At 65.2% G+C, this 15,999-nt stretch carries 19 protein-coding genes; 11 read left to right on the top strand and 8 right to left on the bottom strand.

All coding sequences use genetic code 11. From position 1 onward, the window contains the following. Window positions 1-160 precede the first annotated feature (160 nt). The 4 genes from ACIA8C_RS09390 to ACIA8C_RS09375 all read left to right on the top strand — a co-directional run bounded on the left by ACIA8C_RS09390 (window position 161) and on the right by ACIA8C_RS09375 (window position 2,678). A complete protein-coding gene (locus ACIA8C_RS09390; RefSeq protein ID WP_397132691.1) occupies window positions 161-535 on the top strand; it encodes a DUF4186 domain-containing protein in 375 nt (124 codons plus the stop codon). A gap of 170 nt (window positions 536-705) precedes the next feature. Beyond that, window positions 706-1,563, top strand: a complete 858-nt coding sequence (locus ACIA8C_RS09385) for a TIGR03619 family F420-dependent LLM class oxidoreductase (RefSeq protein WP_397132689.1) — start codon at window positions 706-708, stop codon at window positions 1,561-1,563. 53 nt (window positions 1,564-1,616) lie between these two features. Next, a complete protein-coding gene (locus tag ACIA8C_RS09380; protein ID WP_397132687.1) occupies window positions 1,617-2,051 on the top strand; it encodes a tautomerase family protein in 435 nt (144 codons plus the stop codon). Between the two features lie 165 nt (window positions 2,052-2,216). Further along, entirely contained in the window at window positions 2,217-2,678 is a 462-nt protein-coding gene (locus ACIA8C_RS09375) for a hypothetical protein (RefSeq protein ID WP_397132685.1), read from the top strand. A 91-nt stretch (window positions 2,679-2,769) separates the two neighbouring features. On the opposite strand, the gene ACIA8C_RS09370 is transcribed toward ACIA8C_RS09375, so the two are convergent. Then, window positions 2,770-3,039, bottom strand: coding sequence for a hypothetical protein (locus tag ACIA8C_RS09370; protein ID WP_397132683.1), 270 nt, complete (start codon window positions 3,037-3,039; stop codon window positions 2,770-2,772). Window positions 3,040-3,091: 52 nt separating this feature from the next. On the opposite strand from ACIA8C_RS09370, the gene ACIA8C_RS09365 reads away from it, so the two are divergent. Continuing rightward, complete coding sequence (locus ACIA8C_RS09365) at window positions 3,092-3,481, top strand: hypothetical protein (protein WP_397132681.1); 390 nt, start codon at window positions 3,092-3,094, stop codon at window positions 3,479-3,481. A gap of 214 nt (window positions 3,482-3,695) precedes the next feature. Here ACIA8C_RS09365 and ACIA8C_RS09360 read toward each other — a convergent pair whose 3' ends face one another. The 4 genes from ACIA8C_RS09360 to ACIA8C_RS09345 all read right to left on the bottom strand — a co-directional run bounded on the left by ACIA8C_RS09360 (window position 3,696) and on the right by ACIA8C_RS09345 (window position 6,340). Then, window positions 3,696-4,049: a hypothetical protein gene (locus ACIA8C_RS09360; protein ID WP_397132679.1), complete on the bottom strand. Its 354-nt coding sequence runs from the start codon at window positions 4,047-4,049 to the stop codon at window positions 3,696-3,698. Next, on the bottom strand, window positions 4,042-4,635 hold the full coding sequence (locus ACIA8C_RS09355; protein ID WP_397132677.1) for a peroxiredoxin family protein: 594 nt from the start codon (window positions 4,633-4,635) through the stop codon (window positions 4,042-4,044). Before ACIA8C_RS09355 ends, ACIA8C_RS09360 begins: the two co-directional genes overlap by 8 nt. Further along, window positions 4,632-5,213 (bottom strand): MauE/DoxX family redox-associated membrane protein, encoded by a 582-nt coding sequence (locus ACIA8C_RS09350; protein ID WP_397132675.1) that lies wholly within the window; start codon window positions 5,211-5,213, stop codon window positions 4,632-4,634. The genes ACIA8C_RS09355 and ACIA8C_RS09350 overlap by 4 nt, the downstream gene beginning before the upstream one ends. A gap of 329 nt (window positions 5,214-5,542) precedes the next feature. Continuing rightward, a complete protein-coding gene (locus ACIA8C_RS09345) occupies window positions 5,543-6,340 on the bottom strand; it encodes an enoyl-CoA hydratase/isomerase family protein (protein ID WP_397132673.1) in 798 nt (265 codons plus the stop codon). A gap of 102 nt (window positions 6,341-6,442) precedes the next feature. Between ACIA8C_RS09345 and ACIA8C_RS09340 the strand changes: the two genes are divergently transcribed. Then, entirely contained in the window at window positions 6,443-7,018 is a 576-nt protein-coding gene (locus tag ACIA8C_RS09340) for a TetR/AcrR family transcriptional regulator (protein ID WP_397132671.1), read from the top strand. A gap of 244 nt (window positions 7,019-7,262) precedes the next feature. Here the strand turns inward: ACIA8C_RS09340 and ACIA8C_RS09335 are convergent, their stop codons facing one another. Further along, on the bottom strand, window positions 7,263-7,859 hold the full coding sequence (locus tag ACIA8C_RS09335) for a helix-turn-helix domain-containing protein (protein ID WP_397132669.1): 597 nt from the start codon (window positions 7,857-7,859) through the stop codon (window positions 7,263-7,265). Window positions 7,860-7,952: 93 nt separating this feature from the next. Here ACIA8C_RS09335 and ACIA8C_RS09330 point away from each other — a divergent pair, with 93 nt between their 5' ends. From ACIA8C_RS09330 to ACIA8C_RS09320, 3 genes are read left to right on the top strand one after another with little or no spacing between them, the layout of a single operon-like run. Then, on the top strand, window positions 7,953-9,521 hold the full coding sequence (locus tag ACIA8C_RS09330; protein ID WP_397132667.1) for an MFS transporter: 1,569 nt from the start codon (window positions 7,953-7,955) through the stop codon (window positions 9,519-9,521). Further along, entirely contained in the window at window positions 9,521-10,363 is an 843-nt protein-coding gene (locus tag ACIA8C_RS09325) for a DUF1684 domain-containing protein (protein WP_397132666.1), read from the top strand. Before ACIA8C_RS09330 ends, ACIA8C_RS09325 begins: the two co-directional genes overlap by 1 nt. Next, window positions 10,360-10,788 carry a nuclear transport factor 2 family protein gene (locus tag ACIA8C_RS09320; RefSeq protein ID WP_397132664.1) on the top strand — a complete coding sequence of 143 codons (429 nt, stop codon included), beginning with the start codon at window positions 10,360-10,362 and terminating at the stop codon, window positions 10,786-10,788. Before ACIA8C_RS09325 ends, ACIA8C_RS09320 begins: the two co-directional genes overlap by 4 nt. Before the next feature lie 488 nt (window positions 10,789-11,276). Here the strand turns inward: ACIA8C_RS09320 and ACIA8C_RS09315 are convergent, their stop codons facing one another. Then, entirely contained in the window at window positions 11,277-12,518 is a 1,242-nt protein-coding gene (locus ACIA8C_RS09315; RefSeq protein ID WP_397132662.1) for an MFS transporter, read from the bottom strand. 85 nt (window positions 12,519-12,603) lie between these two features. Here ACIA8C_RS09315 and ACIA8C_RS09310 point away from each other — a divergent pair, with 85 nt between their 5' ends. Together ACIA8C_RS09310 and ACIA8C_RS09305 are read left to right on the top strand one after the other, a co-directional pair. Beyond that, window positions 12,604-13,566, top strand: a complete 963-nt coding sequence (locus ACIA8C_RS09310; protein WP_397132660.1) for a helix-turn-helix domain-containing protein — start codon at window positions 12,604-12,606, stop codon at window positions 13,564-13,566. A gap of 253 nt (window positions 13,567-13,819) precedes the next feature. After that, window positions 13,820-14,701: a cyclase family protein gene (locus tag ACIA8C_RS09305; protein ID WP_397132658.1), complete on the top strand. Its 882-nt coding sequence runs from the start codon at window positions 13,820-13,822 to the stop codon at window positions 14,699-14,701. A gap of 93 nt (window positions 14,702-14,794) precedes the next feature. Here ACIA8C_RS09305 and ACIA8C_RS09300 read toward each other — a convergent pair whose 3' ends face one another. After that, on the bottom strand, window positions 14,795-15,649 hold the full coding sequence (locus ACIA8C_RS09300; protein ID WP_397132656.1) for an alpha/beta fold hydrolase: 855 nt from the start codon (window positions 15,647-15,649) through the stop codon (window positions 14,795-14,797). Window positions 15,650-15,999 lie beyond the last annotated feature (350 nt).

Below are 15,999 nucleotides of genomic sequence, written 5' to 3'. Positions count from 1 at the left end.
TCGCATCCGCCGGTGAATGCCGCTCAGGTTGGTGTCGGTCACTGCTGGTAGCGTCCGCTTCGCCACATCGAATTGGACGGGACGCGCGGTAAGCAACGGCGTTCCATCGGGAGGTCTGCGGAGTCCACATGGTCACAGCATTCGAACCGTTCCCGCGCCGATGACCGACGAACTCGACGACAGGCTGCACCGGATCGGCCAGCACCATTTCCGCGCGAAGTTCCGGCTACGCGGACGAGACCGTGCGGTGGTCGACCTGCGCGGCATCGCGACCGTCCGCAAGCACGCAGCGGACCTGATCACCCGCAGGCTGGCCCCGGCCGAACCGTCCAACGACGGCAGGCAAACGCCCTATCGCGGACATCCCGTCTTCGTCGCCCAGCACGCCACCGCCACGTGCTGCCGCACCTGTCTCGCACGCTGGCACGACATTCCCGCCGGGCACCCGCTCAGCGACGCCGAGCGGGCTTACGTCGTGGAAGCGATCTGCCGGTGGATCGAGAAGCAGTACGCCCCTAGCCAGCCACCTCCGTGACGGGCGGCGGAACAGCCCGCTGACCATGCTCTGAAAGCTGTTGCGCGCCTGCGTGTGTCCGGCTGCGGTATTGCCTTGACATCGGTGACAAGGTTTACCGTTGCCGCATCAGTCTCGAGAGGAGGTCACATGCTGATCGGAGAGCTAGCCGACCAGGGAGGGTTCTCGTAATGCGGTTCGCGACCAGCTACAGCACGGCGTTCAGCGGCACCGATCCTGAGCGCCTCGTAGCGTTCGCCCGGCACGCGGAAAACCTCGGATTCGAGGCACTGTATGTCCAGGACCATATCGCGCTATATCCCGGCGCCGACTACGGTGCGGGCGAGCTGCCGCCGACGTTGCCGTATTTCGATCCGCTGGATTGCCTGAGCTTCGTCGCCGCGGCCACCCATCGGATTCTGCTCGGTACCGGCGTGCTGCTGCTGCCATATCGGCATCCGGTGGTCCTGGCCAAGCGACTGGCCACCGTCGACGTGCTGTCCCGAGGCAGGATGCGGCTGCTCACCGTCGGCCTCGGCGCCTTGCCCGGGGAAGCCCACGCGATGGGCGTCGATTTCCGCAGCCGTGGTCGCCGCGCGGACGAGGCCATCGATGTGCTGCGCCTGCTGTGGGCGGGCGGCGCGGACGGCGTCAGCCACCATGGCGAGTTCTTCGCCTTCGACAACCTGTGTAGCTATCCCAAACCGCACGAAACAACCGAGCTACCCATCCATATCGGGGGCTCCAGCGCGGCGGCAGCCCAGCGTGCCGGACGACGCGGTGACGGCTATTTCGCCGGCGGCATGCTGACCGAACCCGAACGTGACCGGCAGATCGAACTGGCCCGCAAAACCGCCGCCGACGCAGGCCGAGATCCTGCCGAAATCGAGTACACCCGCTGGGGGCCGGCCGACATGTCCCTTGAACGCGTCGAGGAACTCGCCGAGCACGGTGTGAACCGGATCGTCGTCGCCTTCGCAGGTGTCGACCCCGCACAGCAACACGACCAGATGTCGGAATTCGCCGAACGATTCGCTCTCTCACCCTGAGATTCCGCGATCGACAACGGCGGGACTGCACCTTTGAAAGTCAGGAGATCGTTATGCCGCTCACCAGAATCACGCTCCGCGAGGACACCCCCCAAGTCACCCAGCGGGCTATCGCGGACGGCATCCACCGCGCCATGGTGACCGCCATCGGCATCCCGCCAGACGATCGATTCCAGATCATCGAACCGCGCCGAGCCGACGAGCTGATCTTCGATAGCGGTTACCTCGGCATCGACCGGCGCAATGTCGTCTACGTGCAGATCGCGATGGTTCGCGGCCGGCCCGCCGAACGCAAACAGGAGCTCTACCGGGAGATCGCCAACGAACTGCGCGCGGTGGGTGTGCGGGCAGCGGACATCGTGATCACGGTGACCGAAAACGACCGCGCGGACTGGTCCATCGGCAACGGGCAAGCACAGTTGCTCGACGCGGAACTGCTGGCGCGTCATGGAATCTCGCCCATCACGCCCGGCACCGAGCCGGTGTAGTAGACGCGACCCACACTGCGACCAGTGGGCAGGCTGATCTCGGAACGGTCCGCCCGATGGTCGGTGTCCAGCCCCTGAGTTTGAGGGCACGGGCAGCGATAACGCTGTCCGGACGCGGGACGACAAACGGGTATGAGTCTGAAACGTGTTTCCCTACAACAGTTTATGTTCCGCACGGGGGTGATCGCCGCGGCGACGGCGGCCGCGTTGAGCGGGTTCGCCGGGACTGCCGGTGCCAACCCCGCCGATCCGGTCGCCCAGTTCAGCCCGACCCTCACTCGGGTGCCGGGTCCCAATTGTGCGGCGATCATCAACGCCGAGACGGTGCCGCAGCCGCAGTCCGGTGCATTCGGTGTTCGGGTGAAGATCACGCAGACCGGGGAGTTCTGCGGGGCCTACTACCTCACCGTGCACTGGCGCAACGTCGACACCGGCCTGAGCAGCGGACAGTCGCAACGCCTGGAAGGAACCGGGGTGGTCGGCCTGCCGGACAACGTGATCACCGGTATAGGCATGGGGCCGGGCGCCGGAAAGGTGGAGGCGTGGATCGACACGTACTCCGAGGTCTATCCGCAGAATGTGGACCTGGAGCACATGGCGGGCCGGACAACGTTCACGCTCGGCTGAGCCCCGCACGGCGGTCCACCGTAGTGGATGGACGTGCCCTCGCCGGAAAACCAACGGCCCGAGATCATCTCGGGCCGTTGGTAAGCGATGGTCAGACGGGAATAGTTTGTTTTATAAGGAGGGTGCCTGATTGCCGAGCCGCCGTCACCGGGCCACCCGTGTACAGCGCCACCGGGGTGCCGGAGCTGTCCACGGCCATAATCGCCGCGGGCGCAACCGTTCCACCGCTGACAACGAGCGTGGGCACTCCGTCCACGTATCGGAGGCTCAGCATGGCCACATTCTCGGGCTTGATCTCGATCTCGGTCGCCGGAATCTCGCTCGATTCGGTGTTCTCAGGGGTGACTTGCTCGTCGGACATGGGGCGTAGCCTCCTCCTGGCCGGGCGGGTGCCGACCGATACACATGGTCCCATGCCCGAGCTCGAAAAGACTCGAGATCGATTGTGTTCCACCATCAACCGCGCTCGAAGAGCAAACATGACGAACAAAATCTATGCACGACGGTACGGGCGAGTCGCCGCGGTGACGGTCAGCACGATCGTCGTGGTGGTGGGACTGTGCGGCAACGCCCAGGCTGCCGCCGGCAACTTCCTGTATACGAGCCCCGACGGCATAGTTCGTGCCCTCGTCGATCCGCCCAGCAGCAAGTGCATCTCGCTGGCGCCCGGCACCCGCGCGGTAACCAACAAAACCGACGCTCCGGCCCACCTGTTCTGCTCCGCAGACTGCGCCAAGCAGGTCGCGGCAATCTTGCCGGGTGAAAGCTCAACGGCCTTAGCCCAAGCCGTAGTTCTCGCCTAGAACCAAAGCGGCCCGAGCGGCTTCCCGAGACGGAACAGGATTCCGAAGCACCTACGCCCCCGGCACCTTTCGGGTGTCGGGGCGCGCTGCTCATCGCTGCTGCCGTGACAGAGATGTCCTAGAAAGAATCAACGTCCGCTGCTGCCGCGACCTGCGCGTCCAGCCCGGCCGGAACCGTTGGGCGGCAGTCGATCTCGCGAACATCCGAATCTGCCTATGCGTTGTCGGCGCACGCGTAGAAGCCGTCGCTGAGCTCGTAGCTGTCGTTTGGATTGCAGCACAGCTCGGGGTCGGGTGAGATCGATCCCGAGCCGTAGCAGCACACCCGGGCGGCAGGGCGGCCAGACCGTGCTGGCTTGCGTGACTGGCATTTCGCGTCGCCGCAGCAATCGGACTTGCTTTTGCAGCTTCGGTCGTTATCTTCTGGATGCTTGCATTTGGCGGCGTGCGCGGGACTGCTTGTGAGAGCGGTGGCGCCGATGCCAGCGAGCAAGCTTCCGCCGAGCAGTCGCAGGAACCGGCGGCGTTCTCGGCCGTCGTGGTCAATGGCGCTGGAGAAATCACGCATGTGCTACCTCCTCGGAATAGGACGGTGATGTGACCGGCGTGCCCCCTGAGCGCGCCGCCTCGGCAAGCGCCCCGAGTTGGTGCACGGCGTTGACGTGCTGGATCGGAGTCGCGACTCGCCGGTGAGCGTCGATCGCTATGGCTGCCGGAGTAGCGAAAACCCCGAATAGTTGGCTGATGCGCTGGTCAGGATCGACCACGACCCGAGCATTCCCGACTTTGTCGGCGAGCTGGCTCGGATCAGGAGTGATTACCACCAGTTCAATGCCCTTCAACAGACTCCACTGATCTGTGAGCCCAGACAGCAGAGTCAGGCAATGGCGACAGCGCGGGCTGACGAACAGCAGAACGCACGGGCCACCGCACAACGTCTCGGAGCTGACTGTGGCCCCTTCGGCGGTGACGGCCACGAATGGCGGGATGTGCTGGCCCACTGCTGGACTCGTCGTTTCCCGATCCGAAGGTAGTTTCGCTTCGACGGCTTCCAGAACCGACCCGATTCGGCGGAGCAAACCCAAAACGATCAGACCGAGAATGATCAACACAATCCCTTGTGCCACAACGAGAACGATCCAAGGCAAGCTCATCTGCTCTCCCGTTGGTTCGTAGGCAAATGCAAGTAAGCGATAAGAGAGCGCAGTTGCAGAGCGCGCCGCACCAGCGCTAGACCCAGCAAGCCGATGCAGGTTATCAGGACCACCGCAACTTCCACGCCACCGACACCGGACGGCACGGCGATCACCATCTGCATCCCCGTAACGTCGGCGCGCAGGGCGTCAGCCACGAGCAACCCAGCCACCACGGCAAGAAGCAGGTTACGTCCGACGAGCAGCCAACTGACCCGAAGGGATGAGCTTGCAGAGCAGCCACATTCGATGCGCCGTCCACGAATCAGATTCAGCGCCATCGCAATCGCGAACGCGATCATGCACACGGCGACGAACAGAGCCCCTGCCGCCGTAGCGATCCCAGCCGCCAACAACGCCGCCGCCGCTATCTCGGCAACCGGCAGCCACCTGCCCAGGATGATCGCCATACCAACTGGCACTACTCGATATTCCATGATGGCCTCGGTAAAACGTAGCCGGTCGCCGATCTTGCTTACTCCGGCGCCACCAATCGTCACCATAAGAAACACTCGGCCGATCAACACAACCATGTCCATGAGCCATCGCCCTTACCTGATGGAGAGCAAGCGTCGTACCGTGACAGCGGAGGATCATAGCTTGTGGGTATCACCGAACGGGAGCCGGTTATCCCGCCAAGCCGACCGGCGTGGCTCACCCTTCGCGTCCGGATCGGTTCGCGCGCGGACGAATTCACCGTGCCCGGCCAACGCGGGCTCATCAGGCATAGACAGTACGTTTGCCTGGTCGAGTTTGGTCGTGGCCAATACCGTTCGCGCGATGTCGGTCGGGGCTGTTTGACCGCCTTCATGGGTTGGTCATGCTGTTCGAGATCGGACAACTGCCTTGTTGGTAGTGACCAGACGCGTCAGTCTCCGAGGCTGAATTCGAGGGGGCCTCGGGTCTGTAGGCCCGCGGCCAACTGGGCACGTACCGCGGCGACGGTTTCCGGGGACTCGAGCAATTCCCTGAACTCCGCGACGTCCTGCAGGAAATCCTCCAGGGCGGGCAGGTATCGGCGGTCGACGGCGGCTTTGGCCAGCTCCGAAGGGGTGGAATCGAATTCGGCGATCCGCGCCGCCAGGGTGTCGACGAAATCGTCGAGTTCGGCGTCGGGGATGGCCCGGTTGATCACGCCGTACCGTTCGGCGGTGGCGGCGTCGATGTCGCGTCCGCTGAGAATCATTTCCAGGGCCCGTGCGCGCCCGATCAACGCAGGTAGCATCTGCATCGCGCCGCCTCCGGGGAACAGGCGCCCTTTGATTTCGGGCTGTCCCATGATCGCGGTTTCGGCGCAAGCGAAGCGCATGTCACACGCCAGGGTGAGCTCGTGTCCGCCGCCACGAGCGCGGCCGCGGATCTTGGCGATGCTCACCAAGCGCGGTGACCGCAGCGCGGCCAAGATCTTCGAATACGCCTGTTGGGCAGCAGCGTTCTGTTCCTGGGTAAGGGCGACGTCGAAGTGCGCCGCGAAGAACTCGGGATCGGCCGATTCCAGCACGACGACCCGCATCTCGGGGTCGGCCTCGAACCGCTCAAGGGCGGCGGCCAGTTCGCCGTACACGCGATCATCGAGCAAATTCACCGGCGGGTTGTCGATCCGCAGCGTGGCCCAACGGCCTCGGTGTTCCGCGATCGTCACGGTTCGGGTTTCGCTGGTGGTCATCGAAGACTCCTTCGGTCAGCGACCGGATCTCTCGCTCTCCGTGTCGGGATCTGTCATTTGCCTTTCTGGACCTACAGGTTCAATATAGGCTAATATTCAGTTATGGCAAGGACGAAAAGTTTCGACACCGATACCGTGGTGCTCCGGGCGATGGACGCTTTCTGGTCCCACGGCTACGCCAATACCTCGCCTGCGCAGCTGGTCGACGCTACCGGGCTGAACAAAAGCAGCCTGTACAACACCTTTGGCAGCAAACGGGAACTGTTCGACCAGGCGTTGGCTCGCTATCGGCAGGCAGTGGTCGAACTCGCCGACAAGTTCCTGCACGGTCCTGGCACCACCGGGGAGTGCATCGGTGCGCTTTTCCGCTACCTCGTCGACAACGATCTGGCGCGGCCGTATCCCCGCGGCTGTCTGATGGTCAACACCATCACCGAATTCGACGGGACCGACGCCGAGATGACCCGCACACTGCACACGATGCAGGAGCACTCGATCGCGATGCTGGCCGAACGGATCGACCAGGGCCGCCGTGACGGTGACGTCCGTGCCGGCATCGATCCGCGAGCCACCGCGGAGTTCCTGGTCAACACCCTCAACGGCCTGCGCGTCACGACCAAGACCCACGACGCCGCGACCCTGCATCGCGTCATCGACACCGCAGTGGCCATGCTCTGACCAATGCGACTGCGCATCAGCGACGGAACCCCCGACCAGGGCGGCGTCGAGCGGTCGCGGTGCTGATCGAACAGGCCACGCGGCTCGCTGGAATATCAACGGGCAGAGATCATCTCGGCCCGTCGAACGTGCGTAATGCCGAGTTGAGTGGGTTCTGCTGACCCCTGACTCATCGAGCCTGCGGTTGTTTCGAAAGCAGCATTATCGCCAAAAGCCCTGCCAGACAAGACAGCATCCCGGTCCACTACTCGGTCGTGATCGGTTTCGGCGCTGCGCGGACGTGTACGCGCTCTCCTTGTCTACCGACGAGGCTGAGGAACTCGACGGGCCCTGAGCTGGTGGCGCCGAACCAGTGCGGTGTGCGGGTGTCGAATTCCGCGGCCTGCCCGGGCGTGAGGGTGAGGTCGTGCTCGCCGAGGACCAGGCGCAGTGTCCCGTTGAGCACGTAGACCCAGTCGTAACCCTCGTGTGTGCGCAGGTCGGGTTCCTTGTCGTCGTTGCCGGTGGGCAGGACGAACTTGTAGGCCTGAATGCCTCCCGGCCTGCGGGTCAGGGGCAGGATCGTCGAGCCATCCTGGCAGGTGAGCGGACGTAGGTTGAGGCGCGGGTCGCCCGTGGATGGCGCGTCGACGAGTTCGTCGAGAGTGACCCCGTAGGCACGCGCGAGGGGTAGGAGCTGTTCGAGCGTCGGGCGGCGCAGGCCCGCCTCGAGTCTGGACAGTGTGCTGGCCGAGATGCCGGTTTGCTCGGCGAGCAAGGTGAGCGTGGTCTCGCGCTGCAGTCGGAGGCGTTTGAGCCTGGGTCCGACGGCGTCGAGTGCTCGATCGATCGTTGCGTCCATCCCAGTATTTTGCCATTCGGCAAGAAGCTTTGCCGATGTGCCTGGTCGTGGGGCACGGTGGCTTCTCGACATGAACGGATCGGAAGGACACTCGTGACCGAGCAGACAGCAATACCGGATCACCCGGGCACCACTACGGTGACGATCGACGACCCGCGCCGACGACGCGCGATCCTGATCGCGGTGTGCGTCGCCCTCATGGCGGTGATCGCCTCGGTCTCGGGGTTGAACGTCGCCCAATCGGAGGTCGCGATCGAGTTCGGCGCATCGCAGGGCACCGTCTTGTGGATCATCAACATCTACACCGTGAGCCTGGCGGCGTTGCTGCTGCCGCTCGGTGCGGTCGGTGATCGGTGGGGTCGCAAACCGGTACTGCTCACCGGCTTGGCCCTTTTCGGGATGGCTAACCTCGCGGCGAGTCTCGCTCCGTCCGCCGAGATCTTGCTGGTGGCACGGCTCGTAAGTGGTGTGGGTGCGGCGATGATCATGCCGGTGACCCTGGCCGTCATTACCTCGACCTTTCCGGATGAGGAACGCTCACGAGCGATCGGCGTGTGGACCGGTGTCGCCGGCGGCGGCGGCATCCTGGGGATGTTCCTGTCCGCGGTGCTGGTCGACCTGGCGAGTTGGCGGTGGCTGTTCGTCCTGCCGATCGTGCTCGTCGTAGTAGCCGTGGTCGTGACAGTGCGGTCGGTGCCCAACTCCCGCGAGCAGTCACCGCACGGTTTCGACGCCGCCGGTTCGCTCTGGTCCATGGTCGCCGTCGTCGGGCTCATCCTGGTCCTCGACGAAGGGCCGGAACGAGGGTGGACCACGCCGTTGACCCTGTTGAGCCTGCTCGCCGGTGTCGTCGGCCTCATCGGTTTCGTCGGATGGGAGTTGCGCCGACGAGCTCCGCTGCTGGACGTCCGCCTCTTTCGCGCGCGCGGCCTGGCCAGCGGAACGGTGACGTTGCTGGTGGTCTTCGGCGTGCAGGCGGGAATTCTCGTGGTCGTTTTCCCCTATTTTCAGGCGGTGCTCGGCTGGTCCGGTCTGCGCGCCACCCTGGCGCTCGTGCCGATGATGGTGCTGATGATGGTCGCGTCCGGTCTCGCCCCGCGGGTGGCCGCCAGCGTCGGAGGCCGCGTCACGATGGCGACAGGGATCGTCCTCGGCGCCGCGGGCCTGGCCCTGATGGCCGGGCTGGTTTCAGTCGAAGGCGGCTACCTCTCGGTACTGCCCGGGATGCTGGCCATGGGACTGGGCATGGGTTTGGCGATGACGCCCGCCACCGAGGCCATCACCAGCTCGCTGCCTCGGGAACGTCAGGGCGTGGCGTCCGCGTTGAACGACGTCACCAGGGAACTGGGCACCGCGCTCGGCGTCGCGTTGCTCGCAGCGGTGCTGGCCGCGGGTTACCGCGGCGCCATCGACTCCCGTCTCGACGGGGTTCCGGCCGATGTCGCGGACACCGCACGCCGGGGCATCGCCAACGCCGTCGGTGCCGCCGGCTCCCGGTCACAGGCCGTTATCCACGCCGCTCAGCAGTCCTTCGTCGACGGCTGGCAGCAGGCGATGTGGGCCGGCACCGGTCTGCTGGCGGCCGCGGTCGTTTATGTCTTCGCGCGAGGTCCCGAACGCACTGCGCCACACGCCATGTCGACGGATTCCAAGGAGTTCTGATGAGTGCAGACCAGGAGAATAACGCCACTGGAAACGACGCCGCCACCGAATACGAATCCTGGCGCAGGCTCAGGTGGGAAGAAATGGCCGGGCCTCGGGGGAAGGCGAAAGTCGTTGCAAAGGGCATGATCTCCGGACCCGAACCCCAGATCGTGGCCGACGTTCCAGGGCGATGGAGCAATACCGAAGCGGGCGGTTTGACAGTGACAGCAACCCTCGCCGACGGAGTATTTGTCGAGGGAAAGGCCGTGGACGGGACAGCGGATGTCGGTCCTGGCAGCCGTCTCCAGTTCCCTTCCGGGCGAACAGGTTCGGTATCGGGGGCGAACGGAACCTACGCCCTCGTCATCATGGACGACTCCGCCGTCGCGCGGTCGGGCCTCAGCGAAATCGTGGCCTACCCATACGATCCGGCGTGGGTTCTCGCAGGCCGGTACCGGGCGGCGCCGCCCGGTCGCGTCATCGAAGTCGAACGACTGACGGTTCCGCGGACCACCGATGCTCTCCCGGCGCCGGTCGATCTCGTGGTCACCATCGGCGGCGAGGAGTACGTGCTCGCCGTGCTGGAAGATCTGCCGGGCCGCCGCCTGCTGATCTTCACCGACGACACCAACGGAAACGGTACGCCGCAGATCGGCCGGTGGTTACTGCTGCCGCCGCGCACACCCGGCAGCACCGTACCGGTCGATTTCAACCGGACAACCCTGTCCCAGCACCACTTCTCGCCGTCGGTATTCACTTGCCCGCTCTCACCCCCGGGCAACCACCTGCCGATCCGCATCGAGGCGGGAGAACGCGCGTTGACCTACGACAAGCAACCAGAAGAAGAGACAACACCGTGAGCCAACCATCGACGCCGAGCCGAGACAACAGAGACAAGACAATCGAGTATCTTCGCAACCTGGAAAACGGGGACTTCGCCAGTGCGCGGTCGATGTGTTCCGCCACCGCGACTGTCTGGCACAACGACGGCAAAGGCGCGCAGACCATCGACGAGAATATGGAAAGCATGCGCAGGCAGATCCACACCATCGAGTCGATGCATTACGAGGTCATCCGTCAGATCTCCGACCAGGATGCCGTCTTTCAGCAGCACGTGGTGCACGTGGCAACCAAGAACGGCATGCGCGGTGAACTGCACGCCGCGGTGTACTTCCGCTTCGACGACGGCCTCATAGCCCGGATCGAGGAATACGCCAACTTCGTGCCGAACGACCAAGCCAGCAGCGGCATCTCACCTGAGGGCAACAAGACCCGGCCGAGCTAGCGGCACATCCGCACATGCCGTCATCGACTATCCGGCGCAGGACGCGGGGCGGCAATCCGGCGAGGTCCGCAATTCTCGATCAGCGGCAAGGCGGCGAATCTCCCTGCTGCTGATCGAGTCCCGGCACACCAAGTTCATCGGCGTGACCTTCTCCGGCGGTACCGGATCCGACTGTCCGTGGCCGCCCGCCGTCAGCTGCGCGGTCGGGCTATGCGCTGTATCGGCACGATCACTCGCGGCTCAACTCCTGCCGGACCACTCCGGCGACTGAACCGGCAGGTGCTGACGGACCGTTCGCCCTGCCTGTCGGACGCTCCGGCCGTCTGACTCGAATTCGGTTGCGCCCGAACGGCGTTCCGACGATCTCGATCGGGCACGATGTTGTCTAGCTGGTCGCCACTAGACCGGCGCCGACGCGGTCCACCATCGTGCGGTTCTGATTCTGAATGTTGCCCGACCACCGTATACCCGGACCGGCCAGCCGTGGATTATGTTCGAGAGGAAACCAATTGCACTGTGGCGGTGGAGTTTTCCGCCGCGCGGTGCCGAGTGCGGGCAAGGACCATGGTCGCCAGCGAGACGACGACGATGCCCGCGCCGAAGAGCTGGATAGTTGGCGCGGCGCCGAGGCTGCGAGCCGTGTATCCGGCGCCGATGGCCGGGAGCGAGATGGCCGCGTAGGCGATGATGTAGAACGCCGCCATCACCTGGGCTCGTCGGTCCGGCGGGGCCGCGGCGCCGATCGTGCGCAAGGAACCGAACATCGCACTGCCCATACCGAATCCGATGACGACGCTGGCGGCGAGGAAACCTACTGCGGTGCCGTCGCCGGTCACCGACGCGGCCAGCCCGAGGATGCCTGCCGACTGGATCGCCATGCCGCGGGCGATCTGGGTCGCCGGTGCCGTCTTCTGGGTGAGCACCGAGGCCAGCGCGCCCGCACAACCCATCGCCAAGATGGAGCCACCGGCGGGCAGGTAACTGCTGGTGTGCAGCAGGGCCGGGACGATCGCCCCGACCAGGCCGAGGAACAGGCCGACGATCGACCACGCGCACGCGACCGCCAGACCCGCCAGCACGAACGGTGCGAGGATCGCCCGCGGCACCCCGGGCGCGGTGATCCGGAATCCGGTGCGCGACACCACGGTTTCCGGCATCAGCACGGTGCCGGCCAGCAGGAGCGTCGCCAATACCGCGAGCAGAACATAAGGCGTCATAAGTGGATTGGCCACGTATTGCACAAGCAGTGACCCCGCCATGCCACCCGATCCGACCCCGAGCGTGCTCGCGACGACGTTGTACAGACCGATTTTGGCGGGATTGTCGTGTCGGTACAGCTCCAGCAACGCCGCGCCGGCCGCGCTGATGGCGACGCCGGTCGACAACCCCTGCACGGCGCGGGCGGCGAAGAGCCAGATCACGTCAGACGCGTAGCCGTACAACACCATCGACGCGAGTAGCCCGGCCAGCCCGGCCGCGATGACCGGACGACGGCCGACGCTGTCGGATATGCGCCCGACCGCCAGCAGGGTCGTCAAGACGCCGAAGCAATAGGTGGCGTAGATCAGCGTCACGGTAGAGGTGTCCAAATGCCAGGTCGCGGCGTAGAGCTTGTAGAGCGGCGAGGGCATGGCGGAGGCCGCCAGGCAGAACCCGATCACCGCCGCGGCCAGGCCGAACGCCGTCTCATGGCGCAGCCGGGGTAGGTGCGAAACATCAGTCGTAGTCACAAGATTCAGCCTCGTCGTGGGAGCGGTCGCCGACGAGTGGCAGAAATGACTAACTTGACGAAAATTCTGCCAGTAGTCTGGTGTCATGGGTAACCCGGGAGTCGTCGCGGTCGCCGTCATCGATGGCATGCCGATGTTCGAGCTGGCCATTGCCACGCAGGTGTTCGGCATCGACCGGCGCGATATCGCCGATCCGTGGTACGAGCTGCGAATGTGCGCCGCCGATCCCGGCAAGACGCGTGTCGCGCACGGCTTCGTCCTGGACACTCCGCACGATCTCGGCGCGCTCGAAAGCGCGGACACGGTGATCGTGCCCGGGCTCGACCCCGCCGACGTATCCGCAGGCATCGTGGATCCGCGATTGACGGCCGCCATCCTGTCCGCGCACGCGCGTGGCGCCCGTGTCGTCTCGTTCTGCACCGGCGCGTTCGCCTTGGCCGCGGCCGGGCTACTGAACGGGCGGCGGGCCACCACGCACTGGCGCTATGCCGAACTCATGCGCACCCGGTATCCGGACGTCCGGCTCGACCCGGCGGTGCTCTATGTCGACGAAGGTGACGTGCTGACCAGCGCGGGCGTCAGCGCCGGTATCGACCTGTGCTTGCATCTCATCCGCACCGATCTCGGCGCGGATGTCGCCAATCAGGTGGCGCGCCGCATGGTGGTCCAAGCCCACCGCGCGGGCGGGCAGGCGCAATACATCGAGAAGCCGATGCCCCGATCCGACGGCGATGGACTCGGACCGGTATTGCAATGGGCCAGCAAGAATCTCGATCAGCAACTCACCGTCACGCAACTGGCCCGCACCGCCGGGCTCAGCACCCGCACCCTGGCCCGCCGCTTCGCCGAAGCCACCGGCACGACGCCGCTGCGCTGGCTGCACACCGAACGCCTGGCCCGAGCCCGCCAACTGCTCGAAACCACGGATCTGCCGGTGGACCGCATCAGCCAACTCTGCGGCATGGGCACCGCAGGCAACCTCCGACACCATTTCACCCGCGAGGTCGGCACTACCCCGATGCTCTACCGGCGGTCGTTCCAGCGCTGACGAGCTTGGTACAAACGGACTCTAGAACGTCCTGACTACCGACGTAACCCGTCAACTGGATGAACGCCCCCGCCGACTGGATGGCGGAGGCAGCCACCGCGCCACGGTGGGCCTGATGCGCTTGCAATGCTGACGAGCGCGCGGTCATGCTCGTTGCAGTACCGTCGATTCGGCGCCCGTACTGCCCGGTGGCGCGCCACGACGGGTAGGCCGCCGTCGTTCCGGTTGATCGTGACAAGAAGGATCGAATCAGATGGCCGACCCGAATGACCTTGACCTGCCTGACAATTGGGGCAGGTGGGGATCCGACGACGAACTCGGAACGCTCAACCTCATCGACGACGAAGTGCGCGCGAGGGCCGCCCCGGAGGTGCGCACCGGCCGGTGGGCCTCGTTGGCGCAACCAATTACGCCCAATCCGATGATCAGCAGTCCGTTCGCACCCACGACGGTAGATGTTTCTCCCGTGCAGCAGATGATGTCCCACACCGGGATTGGCGTGGCGGCCGATCTGATGCTGGTCACGAACCATCACGCCAAATCGACGCACATCGATGCGCTGGCGCACTGGTCGACCGGCAGCGAGGTCTACCCAGGTCGTCCGAGGGATCAGGTCGTGACGGCCGCGGGCATCACCTTCGCCTCGACAACGGCCTTCGCCGCCGGCATCGTGACCCGAGGAGTCCTGCTCGATCTGGCAGTCGGAGAACCGCTTCCATCCGGCCACGCGGTGACGTCGAGCGACCTCGAAGACGCCGAGCAACGGCAAGGCGTCGAGATACAGTCGGGTGACGCGCTGGCGGTGCGGTTCGGCTGGCCGGCAGACCCGCTGATTCCTGGCCGGCCGGCTCCCGGCATCAGTCTCGACGCGGTGCGCTGGATGCACCGTCGCGGGGTCGCCCTCTATACGGGTGACCGGGGCGACGCCTACCCGCCACTGGACGCTGATGGACCGTCCCCACTGCACGGCGTCGCGCTGGGCCGGATGGCGATGCCGCTTATCGACGGCGCACAGCTCGACGACCTTGCGACGCTGTGCGCGGAACTCGAGCGCTACAGCTTCCTGCTCGCGGTCGGCCCGCCGCGCATCCATGGCTTAACCGGCGTCACGGTCAACCCTCTCGCGATTTTCTGATCCCGCGACGTCGTCGATCAGCGCTGAAGGGCGTGGTCTCGTACTTGGGTGAGTGGCCAACCGCTGGATCGGTTGGCCGCCAAGCACTTCCCGTCAGGCCCTAACGTGTTCGCGAAGGAACGCGGTCAGTGGTGTGCGGACCGCTTGGGGGTCGTCGATGAACGGCCAGTGCCCCAAACCATCGAGAAGGTGAACCTCGCTGTCGGGGAAGAAGTTTCGCTGCCGTTCGGCGAAACGCACCGGGTTGTACGGGTCGCCCGCGCCCCAGATCACGCAGACCGGAACATGCGCCGCGGCGCCGAAATCCCTTTCCGGGAACCAGGACAGCGGTTCGGGCGTATCGCGGTAGAGCCGCAACACCGCCCGCTTGTGCGCCCAATCCGCATAGCGGCCAACACGATCGACATAGGCTCGCGGCATCGGCCTGGGATTGACGCGGTCGAGCCCCTTCTTCATGGTCCGCGGGGTACTCGCCAGTTGGAACAGCTCGCCCACGATCGGTGTCTGCCAGATCCTGGCCAACCGGTGCCAGCGGTAGCCGTCGTCGAGCACGCCGGTGCTGATCAGCGTCAGGCTCGCCAGCCGCTGCGGATGCTCGAGCGCCCATCGCAGTCCCCACAGCCCGCCGAAGTCGTGCAGCACCAGATGCGCCCGCTCGATTGCCAGCCGATCCATCAGCAGCCCGAGGAACCGCGCGTAGCCTTTCACGCTGTAGTCGAACGACTTCGGATGTTGCGATCGCCCGTAACCCGGCATATCCATCGCGATGACGCGTGCGAACGCGGCGATCTCGGGCGCCAATTCCGCCCAGTCGTCCATGGGGCCCGGGACACCGTGGACGAACACCACCGCTTCCCCGCGATCGTCCGGAGCGCTGTCGTAGACCGCGCAGCGCACGCCATCGATCAGGTGGTCTGTGGTGTCGAGCATCGAATCGGTGACAGCCATCGCCTGCATCCTCCTCGATCGGGGCACCGGGAAACTCTGTGATAGTAGCTGAAAGTTCGCTCGCTTCTAGTAAAGCAGTCAGCGACGGAGGTGCTGTCGCGCGACGGTTTCCTCGGCGGTCATGACGCGGACTCTCTCATTGGACCCGCGCCCGGACTTCTGCGTCATTCGCTGTTCTGCTCGTCTCATCCGTCGATGATCGGCAGCGAGCAGCCGGACTACCAGGCTCCGCGACTCCTGGTATCGGGGCACCTACCCGCCGGTTCACGAAGCAACCAACTCGGCGGGCGAGCTCCGATCGCGACAAGCGGTCATCGCAACCGTTGGGCAGCAAGCGATTCAGCAATATC

It is taken from the genome of Nocardia sp. NPDC051321, assembly GCF_044455225.1.
Taxonomy (GTDB): Bacteria; Actinomycetota; Actinomycetes; order Mycobacteriales; family Mycobacteriaceae; genus Nocardia.
The sequence above is the reverse complement of the archived record's forward strand: the minus strand, read 5'-3'. Positions and strand labels throughout refer to the sequence as shown.